Annotated in this window: 18 protein-coding genes; 9 read left to right on the top strand and 9 right to left on the bottom strand. The window is 64.3% G+C overall.

Annotated features, from left to right (window positions below; all coding sequences use genetic code 11):
• Nucleotides 1–74 precede the first annotated feature (74 nt).
• Together BH93_RS18555 and BH93_RS18560 are read left to right on the top strand one after the other, a co-directional pair.
• Nucleotides 75–1,568, top strand: a complete 1,494-nt coding sequence (locus BH93_RS18555; RefSeq protein ID WP_037176468.1) for a PucR family transcriptional regulator — start codon at nt 75–77, stop codon at nt 1,566–1,568.
• 52 nt (nt 1,569–1,620) lie between these two features.
• Nucleotides 1,621–2,331 carry a YoaK family protein gene (locus tag BH93_RS18560; RefSeq protein WP_037176466.1) on the top strand — a complete coding sequence of 237 codons (711 nt, stop codon included), beginning with the start codon at nt 1,621–1,623 and terminating at the stop codon, nt 2,329–2,331.
• On the opposite strand, the gene BH93_RS18565 is transcribed toward BH93_RS18560, so the two are convergent.
• The 3 genes from BH93_RS18565 to BH93_RS18575 are packed head-to-tail and all read right to left on the bottom strand — an operon-like array spanning nt 2,328 to nt 5,475.
• Complete coding sequence (locus BH93_RS18565) at nt 2,328–4,013, bottom strand: flavin monoamine oxidase family protein (RefSeq protein WP_037176465.1); 1,686 nt, start codon at nt 4,011–4,013, stop codon at nt 2,328–2,330. The two genes, BH93_RS18560 and BH93_RS18565, sit on opposite strands and share 4 nt — an antisense overlap.
• On the bottom strand, nt 4,010–4,846 hold the full coding sequence (locus BH93_RS18570) for a carbon-nitrogen hydrolase family protein (RefSeq protein ID WP_037176463.1): 837 nt from the start codon (nt 4,844–4,846) through the stop codon (nt 4,010–4,012). Before BH93_RS18570 ends, BH93_RS18565 begins: the two co-directional genes overlap by 4 nt.
• Nucleotides 4,843–5,475 (bottom strand): helix-turn-helix domain-containing protein, encoded by a 633-nt coding sequence (locus tag BH93_RS18575; protein WP_037176460.1) that lies wholly within the window; start codon nt 5,473–5,475, stop codon nt 4,843–4,845. Before BH93_RS18575 ends, BH93_RS18570 begins: the two co-directional genes overlap by 4 nt.
• A 116-nt stretch (nt 5,476–5,591) precedes the next feature.
• Here BH93_RS18575 and speB point away from each other — a divergent pair, with 116 nt between their 5' ends.
• On the top strand, nt 5,592–6,551 hold the full coding sequence (speB, locus tag BH93_RS18580; protein ID WP_032405057.1) for an agmatinase: 960 nt from the start codon (nt 5,592–5,594) through the stop codon (nt 6,549–6,551).
• Between the two features lie 4 nt (nt 6,552–6,555).
• On the opposite strand, the gene BH93_RS18585 is transcribed toward speB, so the two are convergent.
• The gene (locus BH93_RS18585; protein ID WP_037176459.1) at nt 6,556–7,455 is read right to left on the bottom strand and encodes a universal stress protein; all 900 of its coding nucleotides are present in this window, start codon (nt 7,453–7,455) and stop codon (nt 6,556–6,558) included.
• Nucleotides 7,452–8,894, bottom strand: a complete 1,443-nt coding sequence (locus tag BH93_RS18590) for an amino acid permease (RefSeq protein WP_037176457.1) — start codon at nt 8,892–8,894, stop codon at nt 7,452–7,454. Before BH93_RS18590 ends, BH93_RS18585 begins: the two co-directional genes overlap by 4 nt.
• A 175-nt stretch (nt 8,895–9,069) precedes the next feature.
• On the opposite strand from BH93_RS18590, the gene BH93_RS18595 reads away from it, so the two are divergent.
• From BH93_RS18595 to BH93_RS18610, 4 genes are all read left to right on the top strand, one after another.
• Nucleotides 9,070–10,284 carry a PucR family transcriptional regulator gene (locus BH93_RS18595; RefSeq protein WP_037176455.1) on the top strand — a complete coding sequence of 405 codons (1,215 nt, stop codon included), beginning with the start codon at nt 9,070–9,072 and terminating at the stop codon, nt 10,282–10,284.
• A 225-nt stretch (nt 10,285–10,509) separates the two neighbouring features.
• Complete coding sequence (locus BH93_RS18600; protein ID WP_165430199.1) at nt 10,510–10,665, top strand: hypothetical protein; 156 nt, start codon at nt 10,510–10,512, stop codon at nt 10,663–10,665.
• On the top strand, nt 10,662–11,729 hold the full coding sequence (locus tag BH93_RS18605; RefSeq protein WP_032404759.1) for a TerC family protein: 1,068 nt from the start codon (nt 10,662–10,664) through the stop codon (nt 11,727–11,729). Before BH93_RS18600 ends, BH93_RS18605 begins: the two co-directional genes overlap by 4 nt.
• 77 nt (nt 11,730–11,806) lie before the next feature.
• A complete protein-coding gene (locus BH93_RS18610; RefSeq protein ID WP_037149645.1) occupies nt 11,807–12,355 on the top strand; it encodes a Dps family protein in 549 nt (182 codons plus the stop codon).
• 65 nt (nt 12,356–12,420) lie between these two features.
• Here the strand turns inward: BH93_RS18610 and BH93_RS18615 are convergent, their stop codons facing one another.
• The gene (locus BH93_RS18615; RefSeq protein WP_037176453.1) at nt 12,421–12,882 is read right to left on the bottom strand and encodes a hypothetical protein; all 462 of its coding nucleotides are present in this window, start codon (nt 12,880–12,882) and stop codon (nt 12,421–12,423) included.
• A gap of 117 nt (nt 12,883–12,999) precedes the next feature.
• On the opposite strand from BH93_RS18615, the gene BH93_RS18620 reads away from it, so the two are divergent.
• Entirely contained in the window at nt 13,000–13,197 is a 198-nt protein-coding gene (locus BH93_RS18620) for a CsbD family protein (RefSeq protein WP_027496220.1), read from the top strand.
• 83 nt (nt 13,198–13,280) lie between these two features.
• Here BH93_RS18620 and BH93_RS18625 read toward each other — a convergent pair whose 3' ends face one another.
• A complete protein-coding gene (locus BH93_RS18625; RefSeq protein WP_230592602.1) occupies nt 13,281–14,009 on the bottom strand; it encodes an EAL domain-containing protein in 729 nt (242 codons plus the stop codon).
• The gene (locus tag BH93_RS18630; protein WP_165712765.1) at nt 14,006–15,262 is read right to left on the bottom strand and encodes a PucR family transcriptional regulator; all 1,257 of its coding nucleotides are present in this window, start codon (nt 15,260–15,262) and stop codon (nt 14,006–14,008) included. The genes BH93_RS18625 and BH93_RS18630 overlap by 4 nt, the downstream gene beginning before the upstream one ends.
• A 354-nt stretch (nt 15,263–15,616) precedes the next feature.
• On the opposite strand from BH93_RS18630, the gene BH93_RS18635 reads away from it, so the two are divergent.
• Complete coding sequence (locus tag BH93_RS18635; RefSeq protein ID WP_037176451.1) at nt 15,617–16,801, top strand: esterase/lipase family protein; 1,185 nt, start codon at nt 15,617–15,619, stop codon at nt 16,799–16,801.
• Between the two features lie 54 nt (nt 16,802–16,855).
• Here BH93_RS18635 and BH93_RS18640 read toward each other — a convergent pair whose 3' ends face one another.
• Nucleotides 16,856–17,878, bottom strand: coding sequence for an LLM class flavin-dependent oxidoreductase (locus tag BH93_RS18640; protein WP_037176449.1), 1,023 nt, complete (start codon nt 17,876–17,878; stop codon nt 16,856–16,858).
• Nucleotides 17,879–17,892 lie beyond the last annotated feature (14 nt).

Raw genomic sequence — 17,892 nt, forward strand, 5'->3', positions numbered from 1 at the left:
GTCAGTTGCCATTTCGTCCATCCCGCGAGCCGATCACACTCCTTTTCGTCGAACCCAGGATTACAGTGCGACATGTGAGCGTGCAGATGTCCTGGCTGCTGAGGCAGCGACACCTTCGACTGAGTCACCGCGGCGGACCCGAGCGCAGTTCTGCGTCCATCACCTTCGCGCAGGCAACCGAGCTCACCGACCCCAGCCCCTGGCTGTCGGGCGGCGAGTTGATTCTGACGACCGGGCTGGGCTTCGACTCCGACGGTCCCGCGCTCGGGACCTACGTTCGAACTCTGGCGGCCGCGGGTGTTGCGTGCCTCGGATTCGGAATCGGTTTGTCCCACAGCACGATTCCCCAGCATCTTCTCGACGCCGCAGACGAGGTGGGCCTTTCGGTCGTCGAAGTTCCCTACGACACTCCGTTCGCTGCTGTCATCCGGGCGGTCATGAAGCGAATCTCCGAGCAGGAGTACGAGCAGGTCGTTCGCGCTGCGTCGGTGCAGAACCGCATCACGCGGGCAGCGCTGCACGGCGGCGTCGACGCGATCGTCCGGGAACTCGCAGTCGCCACGTCGACATCGGTGGCACTGATCGGTAGGCGCGCCGAATCGTTCCATCCGACCGACGCATCGAATCTCGTCGAGCAGGCCCGCGAGATCGCTCGCAGCATCCGCCCGTCGGCGTCACCTGCCACGGTCTCGGTGAGCGAACCGGGTCGCACCGTGAGTCTGCATTCCGTCCCGATCACCGGCAGCGCACCGACGTTCTTGGCCATTCGCACCGCTGGACCGATGACCGGGGTCGAGCAGATCCTGCTCGGGCATGCCGTTTCACTGGTGACCCTCGAACTCGAGAAGCCGGCGCGCTTGCGCGCCGAACAGTCCAGGCTCAACACCTTGGCGCTCGGGCTGCTCCTCGACGGGCATCTGACCACGGACGACGATGTGCACGTGCCCAGCTATCTCGCCGATGCTGCCGACGACGACTCGCACATCAGGGTTGCGGTGGTTCGCGGACCATCCGAGCGCATCGTCGACGCGATCGATGCCGAGTCTCGGCTCCGGGGGCGGCCCACCTTCGCCCGGACTACCGACATCGGCTGCGAGCTTCTGCTCCGTGGCTCCGACGACGCCACCTTCGTCGCACGCATGATGGATTCGTTACCCCGATCGACGTGCGTCGGCCTCAGTGCCCGCCTTCACATCACCGAGTCCCCCGCGGCGCTTCGACAAGCCTCGCTCGCCTGCGCGGCTGCCGGATCCCACGATCACATCGTCGAATTCACCGGATCGATGTTGCTGGCCTCCGAACCGGTGCAGGAGTCGTTACGAGCCATGGCCGCGGTGACCATCGCCGTGCTGGCCGAGTACGACCGCATCCATACCGCCGATCTGGTGGCGTCACTTCGGGCTTTCCTCGAGGCCAACGGGCACTGGGAAACCGCTGCCGCACAACTGTCCGTTCATCGGCACACGCTGCGAAACCGGATCACGCGATGCGAGGAACTACTCGCGGTGGATCTGACGTCCGCGCGAGTGCGCGCGGAATTGTTGCTCTCACTCCTGGCATCGACGTGAATGGAACGAACTGTCGAGCCGTGATGGAAGGGCCCTGTGTCAGGATTTCTCGATGACCACGCCACGTCCTGAGCCCCACATCGCTGTCGCTACCGCGAAGTCGGTTCGACTCGGGGTACTTCTGGCCGCAGTCGGCGGTTTTCTCGACGCCTACACGTACGTCACTCGCGGCGGAGTGTTCGCAGGTGCCCAGACCGGCAACGTGGTGCTGCTCGGCGTCGACATCGCCGGCGGGCGCTGGATCGACGCGCTGGCCTTTCTACCGCCGCTGGCGGCGTTCGTGCTGGGCGTCGCGACCGCGGAGTTCATCGCGTTGCCCGCGGTGGCAAAGATCGTGCGACGGCCGGTCCGTGCGGTACTCGTCTTCGAGATCCTCGTGGTTCTGGGCGTCGGATTTCTCCCGGCAACCGTGCCCGACGCCGTCGTCTCGGTCATCCTCGCGCATGTGGCCGGCGTGCAGGTGACCACCTTTCGCGTGCTGGTGGATTCGCCGTTCAACACCACGATGACGACCGGAAATCTGCGCAGCATGGCGATGGCCGCATTTCACCGTGTCGTCGACCACGATCGCGAGGAAGGGACGCGGGCGCGACGGTTCGCCGCGGTGATTTCCGGGTTCCTCGGCGGCGCGCTGCTGGGTGCAGCTGCGGTCGAGCTGTTCGGACTGCGAGCGATCTGGGTCGTGGCGCTGATGTTGACGATCGCGTTGGCGCTGTTCGTGTTCGACGAGCGCGCGCCGCGTTCGCTGCCGCCGAAGGGCTAATCCCCCAATCGAAGTGGCGCGATGGTCTCGAAGACGTCGCCCGGTCCCGGATTGCCCTCGGCGGACGAACCGCCCAGATGATGCACGACGCCCCACACTGCGTTCAGTGCCGTATGAATCGCACCTTCCGCCCAGCCCGCGGTCCACGAGATGTCGTCGCCGGCCAAGAAGATCCCTCGGTGCCTGGGGTCCAGCTCGTCCTGCACGAAGTGGGTGAACAGTCGTTCCTGATACCTGTAGTGACCCGGCAGGTTCGCTTTGAATGCACCCATGAAATCGCGTTCGGTCTCCCAGGACAGTGTCACCGGGGTCGAGATGATGTGGCTACGGAAGTCGACGCCGGGATAGATCTCTTCGAGCGAGCGCAACATGATGTTCATCCGCTCGGTCGGGTCGAGGGCCAGCAGCTTGAGCGAATCGTCGGACCAGGTGTAGGACAGGCAGATCAGCCCCGGCTTGCCCTCGCCTTGATCGAGTAGGTAAGTGCCGCGGCTCATTCGATCGGTCAGTGTCATGCTGACCAGGTCTCGCCCGGTGACCGGATCCTTGTCCTTCCAGAACGGCCGATCGACGAGTGCGAACACCTTGGTCGACCCCATGTAGTGGGTGCGTTCGATGGCGGTCCAGTGATCGATGGGAAACAGGCCGTCGTCACATCTGATGTTGCTGAGCAACATCCAGCTCTGAGCCGTCACGACGGCGGCCGCATAGGTGCGGATGTTGCCGCGGTCGTCGTGGATCGTGGTGCCGCCGTCGGTGCGCCTGATCTCGGTGACGCGCGACATCGTGGTGCCACCGTTCAGTGACGCCACCGACGTGCCGGCCGGCCAGTGCACCATGTTCGCGGGCGAGTCGGTCCACAGCCGCATCGGCAGTTGCTGTGAGCCTCCGACGATTCCGCGATGGTGGTCGTCCGCTGCCGTGCTGACGACGCGGAGGATCTCGAGAATCGAGTTGGGATAGTCGGTGTCCCAGCCACCCGTTCCGAAACCCACCTGGCCGAACAACTCTCGCATCCGAAACGACGAGAAGTGCTCGGACGCAGCGAGGAAGCCGTAGAAGGTCTGGTCGTCGAACTTCACGATCAGCTCGTTCCAGATCCTCTTGATCTCGGCCACGTCTCGCCTGCGAATGGCGCGCTGCAGCGGAACCAGCTCGGCGTGTTCCTCGAGCGTGCGGTTCCACGCGTCGGCAACCTCGGCGAAGATCGGCGGAAGATCGTCGAGCTTGCGCGCATAATGGCTCTCGCCCTTGAGGTCGATCACCGTGCTCGGTGTCACCTCTGCCAACGGATTCGGAAAGGGCGTCGTCTCGAGCCCGACTGCGTCGAGGTAGTGGAACAGCGTGGTCGACGACGGCGGAAACCGCATTGCACCCATCTCGGCCACCACCCCGGGGTGTCCGTCGAACGGCACCGAGCGCATTCGTCCGCCGATCCGATCCGACTCGTACACAACCGGTTCCAGCCCGAGCTTGAGCAGCTCGTGGGCGACGACCATGCCCGCGAGTCCGCCGCCGATCACGGCGACCTGGGTACCGAGGGCCGCGTCGGGAATGCTGCCGAGACCGGCCGGATGCGCGAGGTAGTCGTCGTAGGCGAACGGGAAGTCCGGGCCGAACATGGTGAGCGGCTGTTCGTCCTCGGATTCGATCGAGCTGTCCGGGGTGACGGGTGTGGTCATCGGTCGGTCTCCTGCTCGGGCCGCGAGGACCCTGTCGGGTCGAGAACTGTCCGGTACAGATCATGGCGGCGATCGGCCAGATGGGTGTTGACGGAGCGGGATCGAGCGAGTTCGGCCGGATCCAAGTCCACCGTCAGCAACTCCTCGTGTGCATCTGCCCGGGCGATGTCGGTACCGTCCGGCGCGACGGCGCAGGTGAGTCCGCAGTACGTCAGGCTGGCCTCGGCCCCGCAGCGATTCACGTAGGTGATGAACAGTTGACTCTCGTACGCCCTCGTCGGGACCACGTGAGTTGCGATGATCTCGAACGGCGTCATCAAACCGGTGGGGACGATCAACCATTGCGCTCCGGCATCGGCCTGCGCACGCACCGTTTCCGGGAATTCGACGTCGTAACAGGTGAGCAGGCCGCAGCGCAGACCTCCGAAGTCGAACTGCACCAACAGTTCCGGCCCAGGAGCGAAGTGCGTGCGATCGAGTTCACCGAACAGGTGGGTCTTGCGGTAGCGCGCGATCGACAGCCCGGATGCGTCGACCACCTGGACCGAATTGAACACGGATTCACCGCTGCTCTCGGGATAGCCGTACACGATTGCGACAGCTCGAGATCGCGCGATCGCGGCGATGCGCTCGAAGATCGGACCGTCGAACGGTTCGGCGCGCTCCCGCACGAGATCTCCGATGTCGTAGCCACTGACCGACATCTCCGGGGTGACGAGGATGGACGCCCCTGCCGCGGACGCGCTCGCCGCGGCGGCGTCGATCGCCGCGAGGTTCGCGTCGACATCACCGGACAACTCCGGCCCTTGGAACAGCGACACGGTGACAGTCATGAGGAAAACTCCTGTTTCGTTGCAGGCAACTCCTCCGGCAACGCCGGGGCCAGTACCCACAGAACCTGCGCACCGCCGCTGCCCTCGCTGCGAAAACTGTGCGGTCGCCTGGGCGAGAAGGTGAACGCATCGCCCGCCCCGAGCAGGACGTCGTCGCCGCCGAAGCTGCCGCCGGGGTCGGCCTCGAAGGTCACCCGCACCTCGCCGGACAACACGTGCACGAACGTGACGTCCAACGGCAGGGTGTACGCCTCCGCTCCGCTGCCGCCGCCCTCCTCGATGTCCCCCAGCAACACCTGGACGCGCCGTTCCCCCACCGGGGTCAACAAATATTCCGTCATCGCCTCGCCCCCGAACACGATGCGCGGCAACGACTGTGCCCGTACGACGTCACCCGCCGGGGCATCGTCGAACAGGGAGCCGACCGGGACGTCGAGCGCAGCGCAGACCCGCACCAACGACGCAACCGAGGCGTTCACCTGATCGCGCTCGAGCTTGGACAGGTACCCCTTGGTCACCCCGCACGTCTCGGCGAGCGCGTCCAGAGTCAACCGCTTCTTCTGCCGAGCCTCCCTGAGCCGCGCACCGATACGCGGCGCATCGCCGACGACCGACGTAGCAAGGGACACTGCTCTCGCCTTTCAGGAAACTTGTGTTGACAAGATCGAGCATCAGAGTAACGCTTGCCGGGCGAACTGGTCGACCCAACGTGACCGGACTCCTGAGAATTCGGAAGGATTTGTCGATGAACCCGAGCAATCCCGAGCACCCCCCGATCGGTCCGGTCGACGCCACCAAGGTCCCCCGCTTCGCCGAGCCGACCACCTTCGCGCGGCTGCCCCGTCTCGACGAGGTGTCTCGCGCCGACGTCACCATCCTCGGTGTGCCGTTCGATTCCGGCGTGAGTTACCGCCCAGGGGCACGTTTCGGCCCGGGTCACATCCGCGCAGCCTCGAAACTGTTGCGGCCGTACAACCCTGCGCTGAAGGTGTCACCCTTCGCCCGTCAACAAGTGGCGGACTTCGGCGACATCGGGGTAAATCCGTTCGACATCACCGAGGCACTGACCACGGTGCACGACGCGGTGACGGACCTGCGCGCCGACGGCTCGTCGGTTCTCACCCTCGGCGGTGACCACACCATCGCACTGCCGATCCTGCGTTCGCTCGCGCGCGACCACGGGCCGATAGCAGTGCTGCACTTCGATGCTCACCTCGACACGTGGGACACGTACTTCGGTGCGCCCTACACACACGGGACACCGTTCCGACGAGCCAGCGAGGAAGGGCTCATCGACCTCGAACGCTCGCAGCACATCGGCATCCGCGGCCCGCTCTACAGTGAGCAGGACCTCGAGGACGACCGGGTGCTGGGCTTCCAGGTGATCCGTTCCGACGACTACGAGGTCGACGGCGTGGCCAGCATCGTCGAGCGGATGCGTCGTCGCCTCGACGGTGGCCCGGTCTACGTCTCGGTCGACATCGACGTACTCGACCCAGCACACGCTCCGGGCACCGGCACTCCCGAAGCCGGGGGAATGACCTCTCGCGAACTGTTGAACACGCTGCGTGGACTTGTCGGACTGAACGTCGTCGGTGCCGACATCGTCGAGGTCGCGCCCGCGTACGACCACGCCGAGATCACCGGAATCGCCGCGGCTCACGTGGCCTACGAACTGCTCTCGGTGCTGGCCCTCAACCGATAGAACGTCACCGACGCGGCAGCACCAGGATCGGTACCGGTGAGTGACGAATGATCTTCGTTGCCCGCGAACCGAGGAACACCCGAGCGATGGGCCCCAACGGTCCGGACGATCCGATGGTCAGTACTTCGCCGTCCTGCCAGTGCAGTTCGTCGAGGGCTTCGCGCCAACTCCCGGCCGTGGCCAACTCGGTCGTCACCTGTTCGGCCGGAAGTCCCACCGCAACAGCGTCGTCCACCGCCGCAGTGAGTGCCTCGCTCAGCCCTCGGGCGAGCTCGGCGGCAACATCGTCCTCGGCTCGCAGTCCGACCTCGGGTGGGTACATCGTTGCCCCGCGGACGACGAACGACGCCAATCGCAGTGGAATGCCGGCATCCCTGGCCAGTTCCGCGGTGGGTCCCACCACACGCGAGGCCTCGCTGTCACCGGAGAACGCGCAGGTGATCCGCGTCAGCGTCGCACGTTCACGCATGCGATAGCCACGCGGAGCGAGCGCTACCGTCACCGGCGAGGAGTGCAGGAGCTTGTCCGCGGTCGACCCGACGACAACTTGCCCGAGCGCCCCGTCCCCCGAGGAACCGAGTACCAGAACCGACGCCGAAAGGTTCTGTGCCGCTTCGGTCAACGCCGTCGATACCGAGCGGTGTGCCAGACGATGGAACGATGCTGAGATGTCGGGGGCCCGGTCCTCCAGGTAGTGGCGCGCCTTCGATTCCGACTCGGCTGCCGTCACCGCCGCCCAATCCGCGAACTCGGCATCGACGCGTGCCATCGACGGCGTGGACCACGGCTTGGGCACCACCGTCGCAACGTCGATGTCGGTACCCGACGACCGCGCGAGTTGAGCACCGAGATCGAGGGCACCGACACTGCCTTTTCCCGGCGCAAAGGCGATCAGAACGCTCATTCCGCGTCCTTTCCAACCGATCGAAGCGCCGAATGATGCCGACCCCACAGGAAGTAGAACGCGAGAACCACAGCGAGCCAGAGCCCGAACCAGAACCACGTGGTCCACCGCAGACCCGACAGGATGTACACGCATGCGGCGACCGACAACACCGGCGTCACCGGGTAGCCCGGCACCTTGAACGGACGCTCCAGGTCCGGCATCGTCCGACGAAGCACGACCACCCCGATCGCAACGACGATGAACGCGACGAGCGTTCCGATCGACACCAGATCGGCCAGCTTGTCGAGCGGAATGAACGCAGCGAGTATCGAGATGATCACCGCGACCACGATCGTGTTGTTGACCGGGGTGTGCGTGCGCGGACTGACTTTGGCAAACGTCTTCGGCAACATGCCGTCTCGGCCCATCGCGAACAGAATGCGAGTCTGCCCGTACATCGTCACCAGGGTCACCGAGAAGATCGAGATGACCGCGCCGGCAGCCAGAATCGTTGCCGGCCAGGCCTGCCCGGTGACGTTGCGAAGAATCTCGGCCAAGCCGGCTTCCTCCTGACCGGCGAAAGCGGTCCACGGCTGAGTCCCCAGCGCTGCCACCGCGACCACGAGGTAGAAGACGATGACGACGATGAGCGCAGCAATGATGGCCCGCGGCATGGTCTTCTGCGGATTCTTCACCTCGTCGCCCGCGGTGGACACCGCGTCGAGTCCGATGAACGAGAAGAAGATGGTGCCTGCGGCAGCCGTGACACCGGCAGTACCCAACGGCATGAAATCGGAGAAATTCCCTGAATCGAAGGCGGAGAATCCGACGACCGCGAACAGTGCGAGCACACCGAGTTTGATGACGACCATGACCGCATTGACTGCAGCGGATTCACTGGCACCGCGAATGAGCAGCACGGCGCACAACACGATCAGCACCACCGCGGGCAGGTTCATGACCCCGGGGTCGGCGTCGCCCGGTGCAGCGGACAACGCATGCGGGATGGTGAAACCGAAGAGGTTGTTGAGCAGTTCGTTGAGATACCCGCTCCACCCCACGGCGACGGCGGCACTCGACACCCCGTACTCGAGCAGCAGACAGGCCGCGACCCCCATCGCGACCACCTCACCCATCGTCACGTAGGCGTACGAGTAGGTCGAGCCGGAAACCGGCACTGCCGATGCCATTTCGGCGTAACAGATTGCGGCGAGACCGGCCGCGATACCTGCCGCCAGGAACGAGAGGATCACCGCGGGACCGGCCTCGGGAACGGCGAGCGACAGCACGAAGAAGATACCGGTGCCGATGGTGGCACCGACGCCGAACATCGTCAGCTGGAACGTGCCGATAGTGCGTTCGAGCCCCCCGCTGCTGTGCTGTTCGGGGTCCACGATCGGCTTCTTGCGTAGCAGCTGTGATCGAAGACCCGATGCAGGTCTGTTCGACGAAGTCATGGTCGGCTCTCCCAATGTGGAGGCGAACGTGCGGATCGGCTGATTGTGCTCCCAGATAGTGCCCCCCGCACATCGAACACGCCGCGAAATCTTCGATTCACGCAGCGACTCGTTTCGGGACTGCCACCGCGATGCCTACCATTGACCTTCGATCGAATGGGAGACGAGCGAACACATGGCCACACAGGAGGGCGGGGCACGGCTCGACACGGTCGCAACGCTGGCTGCGTCGGACGCAGGCGGCCTCGACGTCGTGTTCCTCGGAAACTTTCTCGACGTCCTCACCGACGCGGTGAACGCCGGCGTCCCGCTCAGACGACAACAGCTCAGACCGTTCCGGGCGCAGGGTGATGCTGCCGCGCGCGCCGGAGTCGCATTGCGCGCGCTCCTCGACATGTATCTGTCCTCGGCATGGCGGCTGTGGCGAGAACTGCCCGCAGTGACGGCAGCCGCCGACAATCCGGCCGGCGTCGTGACGGCAGGCGAGGTGATGCTGCGGGCCGTCGACGACGCAGTGGCCGAACTCGCCGAAGGGTTTCAACTCGCCCGCCGCACGCTCGTTCGTGCCGAGATACTCGCCCGCCGCGAGTTCGTCGACGATCTGCTCTCCGGAACGTCCGACGTCGCCGGGGTACTCGGACGCGCCCAGACGTTCGGACTCGACCTGTCGAGTCCGCACGCGGTTGCGGTGGTCACGTCGAGCAAGCCGTTCACCGACGCGAGCTCGGCGATCGGACTCGTCGAGCGCAGCGTGCAGGGCAGCAAAGGTGACGCCGAGCTGCTCGTCGCAACCAAGCAGGGTCGGTTGATTCTGGTCTTTCCCGCACCCGACCGCGAGGCCGTCGAGCATGTTCTCGACAGGGCGGGACGTGTCCTCGGTACGTCCGGGCACACCCCGACCGACTCCGTCGACCTCCGTCGCGACGGCGAGTACGGCAGGACGCAGATCGGGGTCGGTCGCCCACGCGGAGGAGCAGGAGGCGTCGCCGCGTCCTACCGGGAGGCGCTCGATGCTCTCGAACTGGCCTCCGCGCTCGGACTCGATACCCCGGTGGTCGATGCCCGAGATCTGCTCGTCTACCGAGTCCTCATCAGTGACCGGGCCGCCATCGCAGATCTGGTCGACACGTTGCTGACGCCGCTACTGGTCGCCCGCGGTGGTGCAGGTCCGTTGCTGGAAACGTTGCAGGTGTACTTCGACACCGGCGCGAACTCTGCGTCCACCGCGCGGCGCATGCACCTGTCGGTGAGGGCGGTCACGTACAGATTGTCGCGAATACATGATTTGACCGGTCAAGATGTGGGCAACCCCGTCGAGGCATTTGCGCTGCATACAGCCGTACTCGGTGCCATGTTGCTCGACTGGCCTGGCGGTCGCTTGCCCTCATGACAGGTACAGACGACCAACTTGCCGGTTTCCGGCAAAGAATTCCGGCGAAACATGTCCGTAAAACGACCCTGCCTGCATGAAACTGAACAGTCACACTGGAGTAGTCGCGGTCGGACCCACCAGGCGTGGGGCCCCGCGGAAAGACCCACGATTCCCGTCGAGCAGAACGCTCGGCCAGAACGCCACCGGGATCATACGAACGAGAACGCAAGGAGCATGTGACAGATGTCGTCATTGGTACAGAAGTTGACCACATTCGCTCGCAGCCCACAGGGCAAGAAGATGGTCGATCAGGCACGTAGATACGCAACCAAGCCGGAGAATCAGGCGAAGTTGAAGCAACTCGGTAGCAAATTCAGCGGTAAGGGTGGTCGTTCATGAACGTCGTTCCGTGGTGGGCGTGGGCGGCATTCGGTGCCGTCGTCCTCATCCTGCTGGCAATAGACCTGCTTGCGCACCGCGGTGCTCACATCATCGGCTTCAAGGAGGCCGCGTGGTGGAGCGCTCTGTGGGTCGGCGTGGCGATAATCTTCGGCATCGTCGTGTTCTTCACGCTCGGCACGACTGCCGGCGTGGAATACACCACGGCGTGGTTGCTGGAGAAGAGTCTGTCCGTCGACAACCTGTTCGTCTTCGCGCTGATCTTCGGCTACTTCAAGGTTCCCCGTGAGTACCAGCACCGCGTGCTGTTCTTCGGTGTCATCGGCGCCCTGGTCTTCCGTGCCATCTTCCTGGCCGCCGGTGTGGCCATCGTCAGCAAGTTCGCCGCCGTTCTGTTCGTCTTCGCAGCCATCCTGCTCTACAGCGCTTACAAGTTGATGAAGGACGAGGACGACTCGTACGACCCCGGCACCTCCATCGCAGTGCGCTTGCTCAAGAAGATCGTCCCCGTTCAGGACGAGTACTCCGGTACCAAGTTCTTCGTCAAGGAAGCAGGCAAGCGGGTGGCCACGCCGCTGCTCGCCGTCGTAGTAGCGATCGAGGCCGCCGACCTGGTGTTCGCAGTCGACAGCGTTCCCGCTGTTCTGGCCGTGACCGACGACCCGTTCATCGTGTACTCCTCGAACGCGTTCGCCATCCTCGGACTGCGTGCCCTGTACTTCTTGCTCGCAGGGTTGCTCGAGAAGTTCCACTACCTGTCCAAGGGTCTGGCAATCATCCTCGCCTTCATCGGCGTCAAGCTGATTCTCCAGGCCGGACACAAGGTGATCAGCACGTCGATCCCCGAGATCCCGTCTCTGGTCAGCCTGGTGGTCATCATCGTGGTCCTGGCAGGCTCGATCATCCTGAGCCTGAAGAATCCCCCGGAGGAAGACAGCGCCGACGCGATCGACAGGGCCGCGGCCGACAGCCCGATCGTCGACCCGACGGACGGAACATCCACCGCCGGCTCCTCGTCGACGGGAACGTCGGGTACGGATTCACCGAGACTCGACAAGTCCTAGCACCGCACGAAACATGCCCCGCCGATCAGTTCGGCGGGGCATGTTTGTGTTCCGGGGCGTTGGGGCAATCACTGATCATGGCTGAAAAGAACTCGTACACCGTTCCCGGACTCACCTCGGAAAAGGGCGCGCGCGTCGCCGAAATCTTGCAAGATCGACTGAACGCGTACAACGACCTACACCTGACGCTCAAGCACATTCACTGGAATGTCGTCGGACCCAACTTCATCTCGGTACACGAGATGCTCGACCCGCAGGTCGAGGCAGTTCGCGGTTTCGCGGACGACGTCGCCGAGCGCATCGCAACCCTCGGCTCCTCGGCCAAGGGCACGCCCGGCACCATCGTCTCCGAACGTAGCTGGGACGACTACTCGATCGGACGCGCAACGGCCATCGAGCACCTCGGAGCTCTCGATCTGGTCTACACCGGCGTCATCGAGACCACTCGCAAGAACATCGAAGAGGTCGGTGACATCGACCCCATCACCGAGGACATGCTCATCGGCCAGAGCGCCCAGCTCGAACTGTTCCACTGGTTCGTTCGCGCGCACCTGGAGAACTCCGGCGGGCAGTTGTCCACCGCCAGTGCAACCAGCGAGGTCGACGCAGCAATTCAAGCAGGCTAGACCTTCTCGACACCAGCACCGACCTCGCCGTTACCGGCGGGGTCGGTGCTTTCGTCCGAGTGCAGTCAGTCGGTCGGCCTGGCCTCGTGCCCGCGGCGGCCATGGGTACGACGCTGCTCCTTCATCTCTGCCTCGAAGATGTGGCGGCGACCGTCGAGCAGTTCGTCTCGCACCGCCCGCTCGTGTTCGCGCAGCGGACTCCAGTAGCCGTCGTCGAATTCCTCGACGAGCTGGAACGTCCAGCGTCCGGGTGCGATGTTCCTGCCGATCATGTCGTCGCCGATTCGCTGTGCGATTGCATCGTGATCGGCTTCGGCGAGTGCCTCGACGGCTTCTCCGAGGAGCAGGTCGGAGTGACCCATCAGTTGATGGAACGAATAGAGGTGCCCGCGGGCCCGCTCGACGCATTCGAGCGCCTCGGACATCTTGCCCACCGCCGCCACGGTCGCGTCGTTAACACCGCTCGGACGCCGATGCTCCGGAGACGGTGTCTCGTGGGCGGGCTTGGCGTCGCTGTCTGAGTTCATGGTCGACGGTTACCCGGATCGCATCCGTACAACCGCACCCACAACGGGGATTACCGCGTCCGATCGTGGGTATAGCTCTCTGCGAACAGGTAGGACAATCTATTTCGAGGAGTTCACATGGCTGATTTCATCGACAAGGCAAAGCACAAGGCCGAAGAGCTGGTGGGCGAAGCCAAGGAAAAGATCGGCCATAAGACCGACAACGACGATCTTGCTGCCGAAGGCGCAAAGGATCAGGCTTCGGGCAAGACCAAGCAGGTCGGCGACGACGTCTCCGACGCTGCAGGCAACATCAAGGACAAGTTCACGAACTGACTTCTTGTTCGGACGACCCCAAGGACCCCGCATCTCGAGCGGTTCGAGACGCGGGGTCCTTGGTCTGTGCGCGATCGACGGCGTCAGATCGGCGGATTCGGGAGCGGCATCGGTCGGCCGAACAGCCAGCCCTGCCCCAGGGTCGCGCCCAATGCCATTGCACGACGCAGATGCCGACGAGTCTCGATTCCTTCCGCCAACAGAGTTGCGTCGCTCGTGCGCAGGTAATCTCGCACCTGCCGCATCGCAGTACGCGATCGGTACGGCGACCGGACGATCGACGCGTCGAGTTTGACGATGTCCGGCGCGACCGACGCCAGCAGACCGAGTGTCGCCGGCGTCGCACCCACGTCGTCCATCGCCACCGACATCCCGCGTGCGCGAGCACCTCGAACCAGCGCCATCAGCATCGGTACGTTTCGATCGAGGTCTCGCTCGGTGATCTCGAGGACCACGTCGAGATCGTTGCCGATCGCATCGAGGTGGATGTCGACATCCCGTTCGTCGACGAAGCAGCCCGGCTCGATGTTGAGGAAGAATCGCACTCTGCGTGAGTACGCGCGCTCACGAGCCGCCCGCAACGCGGCCGCCCGGCATGCGACGTCCACACGGCCCACCATGCCGCGCTCGCGGGCGAGGGCGAACACGGCCTCGGGAACGGCCAGGCTGGGAGAGGGCCACCTGGCGAGCGCCTCGTAGCCGACGACAGCCCCGGTCGACAGTTCGACGACGGGCTGAAACATCGCAGCCACCGACTCGACCGAATCGAGCGCCGCCGATGCTGCCAGCACCGCGCCGTCCGACACGGTCACGATATTCGCTCGTCCACCGGCGCGCGGCGTGCCTCGAGGCGGTCGGCGATCAGAGCCGCGTGTAGTCGACGCAATCCCGACGGCTTCATCGGATCCAGTCCGGTGAGCTGCTCCACGCGCTTGAGTCGGTAGTCGACCGTGTTGGGGTGCACCGTGAGCCAGGTGGCCGTCTTCTTCCGGTTGGAGTCCGATTCGACGAAGGCCTGCAGCGTCGGCAACAGATCGACCGAATCGCGTAGCGGATCGATCAACGTCACGAGGTGCTTGCGGCCCAGACCAGGCCTGCTCACCTGATACTCGAACACCAGATCTGCAATCCGATACGTTCCCGGCGAGTATCGCAGCCGACGAACGAGACTGAGCAGCTCGTACAGATGCGGTGCAGTAGCGGCGATGTCGTCGATCGCTGCCGATGCAGTGGTCGCGGTAACGGCTATCTGCCCGCCGTCTGTGAAACGACCGACCAGTTCGTCGACGTCGACACCGGGTATGTCGGGCAGCAGAACGGTTCCACCGGTAGCGCTGACGGATGCGATCGGCGCACAGTCCGCGTCCAGCGTTGCCAGAGCACCATGGATTCTGCGCAGTTTACGGGCTGCCATCATGCCGGCGTCACCCCTGCGGGCACCTTCGTCGGCGTGGGCCGGGAAGTGCAGAGCCACCACGTGATAGTCCTCGGCGAGCAGTGCGCCCATTCGATCGGCGATCTTGCGGGCCGTCCCGTCGCCGGTCAGCAGCGCGTCGAGCAGTTCCGCGTCGTGGCGGGGACCGTTCTGCGTCAGTGTGCGAAATTCCGCGAGGTAGGCATCGGAGACGGATTCGGTGACTGCATCGAGGAGCTCCATGATCAGTACGGTGCCGTCGACCATCGGAGCATCGGCGTTCTCGTCGACCGAGCGTGGGGCAGTGCGCAAACCCAGTGCGCAGCCCTCGTTTATCGCGTGCTGGATCCGGCCGAGCGGGACACCGTCGCGGGCCCACCTGGTTGCGGCATCACGAAAGATGTCCATCGCACCCGCTATCGGTAGACGGCCGGATTCCAGGACCCCCGTTGCCAGTTCGCAACAGGTGGTCGTCATGTCGTCGAGCTCACCGCGAGCACAGTCCCGAGGCGGTGGAGTGTCCTCCGGTTCCCCGATGTCCTGATCCAACATCCGGGCGGCCGTCTCCCGCGGCGTCCGCAACCGATCGGATGCACGTCGCCCGCCCACGTAATCCTCCTGTGGCACGCGCACGCTCTCTGTTGTGGTCACCCGACTCCACCCCTCGCACTCGAACCTGTAACAGGTTTGTCTGTCGTATCGGCTCGGCACCCACCTGCTGCGGCATCGACCTCGTGCGTCGCTCTCCACTGCGCCCGCTGAACCACCGAACGGAGAAGCGAACAGACGAACCGTAGAACAATAATCAAACCTACGGATTGTTTTCGCCAATATATCCGGCATCGCATCCTGAATCGAGGTGGCCCAAGTCACTTGTGACGTCTTCTCACAAATGACGCAGCGGTTACGGGCAGATTCCAAACGCCAGGCCGGAGGCCGTAATCGACCGAAATCCGCGCCTACTGTTCCGGCTTGTCCAACAACCCTCGTCGAAAGTCAGGCTCCATGACCACTTCTCGGTCCACTTTCCGCGCAACACGGAAAGCCACCACTGTGCGCGCTGCAATGATCGCGGCAATGGCGTGCTCGCTTGCCCTCGGTACCGGTGCGACAGCACTTGCCGCTCCCGCCGCTCCCGCTCCGCCCGCCACCGTGCAGGGCGAGGACGTCATCCCGCCCGCACCGACCGAGGCGTCACCCAAGGCCTCCGACCAGGGCATCGTTCCTCCGAGTCTCGACTCCGCTCTTCCTGCGACCAGCACCTACGATCCGAAGACCGAGACGAAGGGCTACGGACCGGTATTCACCAACTTCCTCGCGGGCTTCCTGTACAGCGTCGTCAATCCCGACGTGGCACCGCAGGGGGCCAACGACTGGAACTGCAAGCCTTCGGCAGCGCATCCGCGACCGGTTGTCCTGTTGCACGGCACCTGGGAGAACGCGTTCAACAACTTCGCTCGGATGTCGCCTGCGCTGAAGAAGGAAGGCTACTGCGTCTTCGCCCTGAACTACGGTGACACGGATTCCAGCGCCATCGGTCACATCAAGTCGCTGCGCGGCACGGACTCCGTCGCTTCGAGCGCCAAGGAAATCGCGACCTACATCGACGCAGTTCGGGCCGCCACCGGCTCCGCTCAGGTCGACGTCGTCGGTCACTCTCAGGGTGGCCTCGTCACCCGTCAGTACCTTCGCTTCGAGGGCGGAGCCAACCTGGCCGATCCCACCAAGAACAAGGTGAACACCGTCGTCAGCGTCGCCGGCTCGAACCACGGCACCACGCTGGTTGGAATCGGCACGCTCGGTCGCACCATCAACAATCTGGGTCTGAACGTGCTCGGCGTCGTCGGTGCGATCGCCGGCCCCGCTGCCTCCGACCAGGTCATCGACTCTCCGCTGGTCAAGGCACTGGCTGTCGGCGGTGACACCGACCCCGGTATCAAGTACACCGTGATCGGCACCAAGTACGACGAGGTCGTCACCCCCTACAAGACGACGTTCCTCACCGCAGGCCCCGGTGCCACGGTCAACAACGTCACCCTGCAGGACGGCTGCGGAATCGACCTGTCCGACCACCTGTCGATCTCCGTCTCGGAGCGCGCGATCGGAATCGTGAAGAACGCACTGGATCCGAAGGGCTTCCCCACGAAGTCGATCCCGTGTGCGTACAACTCCCCCATCACCGGCGGATAGTCACCCCGCTCAGCACTCACCGATGAGGACGATCGGCCGTACGGTCGATCGTCCTCATCGCTGTGCCGGCCTCCACCCCAGGGCCGGACCCAGCTCGAGTGCCATGTCGGTGAGGATCTGTACGTAGTCCTCGTATTCGAAGCTGAACGGCAGAGCGAACGCCACCTCGTCCACCTCACGAAACGACTTGTTGGCATACAGCTGCTCGGCAATGTCATCCGAGGTACCGACGAGGTCGGGTGCGAACATCATCCGCGCCGGGCCCTGCGGCTCGTGCGTGCGCGCCGATCGGCTCCGCGCATACTCCTCGTACTTGGCGACCTGAGTGGCACTGGCATTGTCGGTCGGAATCACGACCAGTCCCTGCGACACCCTCGCATCGAGCCCTGCCGGGTGGAACTGCCGGAACGTGCGGATGTGCGAGAGCTGAATCTCGTCGAACTGGGTCGACTCCTCGGCACGCACCACGCTGCTCACCAGAAGATTCATCTCGTTCTCACCGGCCCACTGCGCCGAGCGAAGGCTTGCTCCGCCGTACCACATCCGATTCCGCAAACCGGGCGAATGCGGTTGCACACGATTGGAATACGATTCGATTCCTTCTGTTCCCGACCAGCTCGACGCGGGCTCACCGGCCACGAAACCGAGCAACCTCGATACCCGTCCGTACCCGAAATCTTCGTCGTTCGCGGTGTCGGGATACAGCGAGTGCTTGACGCGCTCGAACTGCATCGGTGGACCGACGCTGACACCGGGATTGATCCGTCCACCCGAGAGCACGTCGACCGTCGCTAGATCCTCGGCCAAGCGCAGCGGGTTCTCCCAGCCCAACGGGGTCACCGCCGTACCGAGCGCTATCCGGTGGGTGCGCTGCGAGGCCGCGGCCATCACCGCAATCGGTGAAGAAATTCCGTACTGAAGATGTCGGTGGCGAAGCCAAGCACTGTCGAAGCCAAGCCGCTCGCCGAGTTCGATGATGCTCAACGTCGATTCGTGCCCTCGCGCGGGATCGTCTTCGTCGAACAACCCGATCGTGAGGAAGCCGAGCGAGCGCAGCGGCTGAGAAGGCTGGGGCACTGGGTTACTCCTCG

The organism is Rhodococcoides fascians A25f, from assembly GCF_000760935.2.
Classification (GTDB): Bacteria; Actinomycetota; Actinomycetes; order Mycobacteriales; family Mycobacteriaceae; genus Rhodococcoides.

What these genes read in the sequence shown, in the direction of transcription:
- BH93_RS18600 (WP_165430199.1), top strand. Translation starts at nt 10,510, where the DNA reads ATGTCGTCATTGGTACAGAAGTTGACCACATTCGCTCGCAGCCCACAG.
- BH93_RS18605 (WP_032404759.1), top strand. Translation starts at nt 10,662, where the DNA reads ATGAACGTCGTTCCGTGGTGGGCGTGGGCGGCATTCGGTGCCGTCGTC.
- BH93_RS18560 (WP_037176466.1), top strand. Translation starts at nt 1,621, where the DNA reads ATGACCACGCCACGTCCTGAGCCCCACATCGCTGTCGCTACCGCGAAG.
- BH93_RS18570 (WP_037176463.1), bottom strand. Translation starts at nt 4,846, where the DNA reads ATGACTGTCACCGTGTCGCTGTTCCAAGGGCCGGAGTTGTCCGGTGAT.
- BH93_RS18595 (WP_037176455.1), top strand. Translation starts at nt 9,070, where the DNA reads ATGGCCACACAGGAGGGCGGGGCACGGCTCGACACGGTCGCAACGCTG.
- speB (WP_032405057.1), top strand. Translation starts at nt 5,592, where the DNA reads ATGAACCCGAGCAATCCCGAGCACCCCCCGATCGGTCCGGTCGACGCC.
- BH93_RS18610 (WP_037149645.1), top strand. Translation starts at nt 11,807, where the DNA reads ATGGCTGAAAAGAACTCGTACACCGTTCCCGGACTCACCTCGGAAAAG.
- BH93_RS18620 (WP_027496220.1), top strand. Translation starts at nt 13,000, where the DNA reads ATGGCTGATTTCATCGACAAGGCAAAGCACAAGGCCGAAGAGCTGGTG.
- BH93_RS18615 (WP_037176453.1), bottom strand. Translation starts at nt 12,882, where the DNA reads ATGAACTCAGACAGCGACGCCAAGCCCGCCCACGAGACACCGTCTCCG.
- BH93_RS18635 (WP_037176451.1), top strand. Translation starts at nt 15,617, where the DNA reads ATGACCACTTCTCGGTCCACTTTCCGCGCAACACGGAAAGCCACCACT.
- BH93_RS18590 (WP_037176457.1), bottom strand. Translation starts at nt 8,894, where the DNA reads ATGACTTCGTCGAACAGACCTGCATCGGGTCTTCGATCACAGCTGCTA.
- BH93_RS18585 (WP_037176459.1), bottom strand. Translation starts at nt 7,455, where the DNA reads ATGAGCGTTCTGATCGCCTTTGCGCCGGGAAAAGGCAGTGTCGGTGCC.
- BH93_RS18565 (WP_037176465.1), bottom strand. Translation starts at nt 4,013, where the DNA reads ATGACCACACCCGTCACCCCGGACAGCTCGATCGAATCCGAGGACGAA.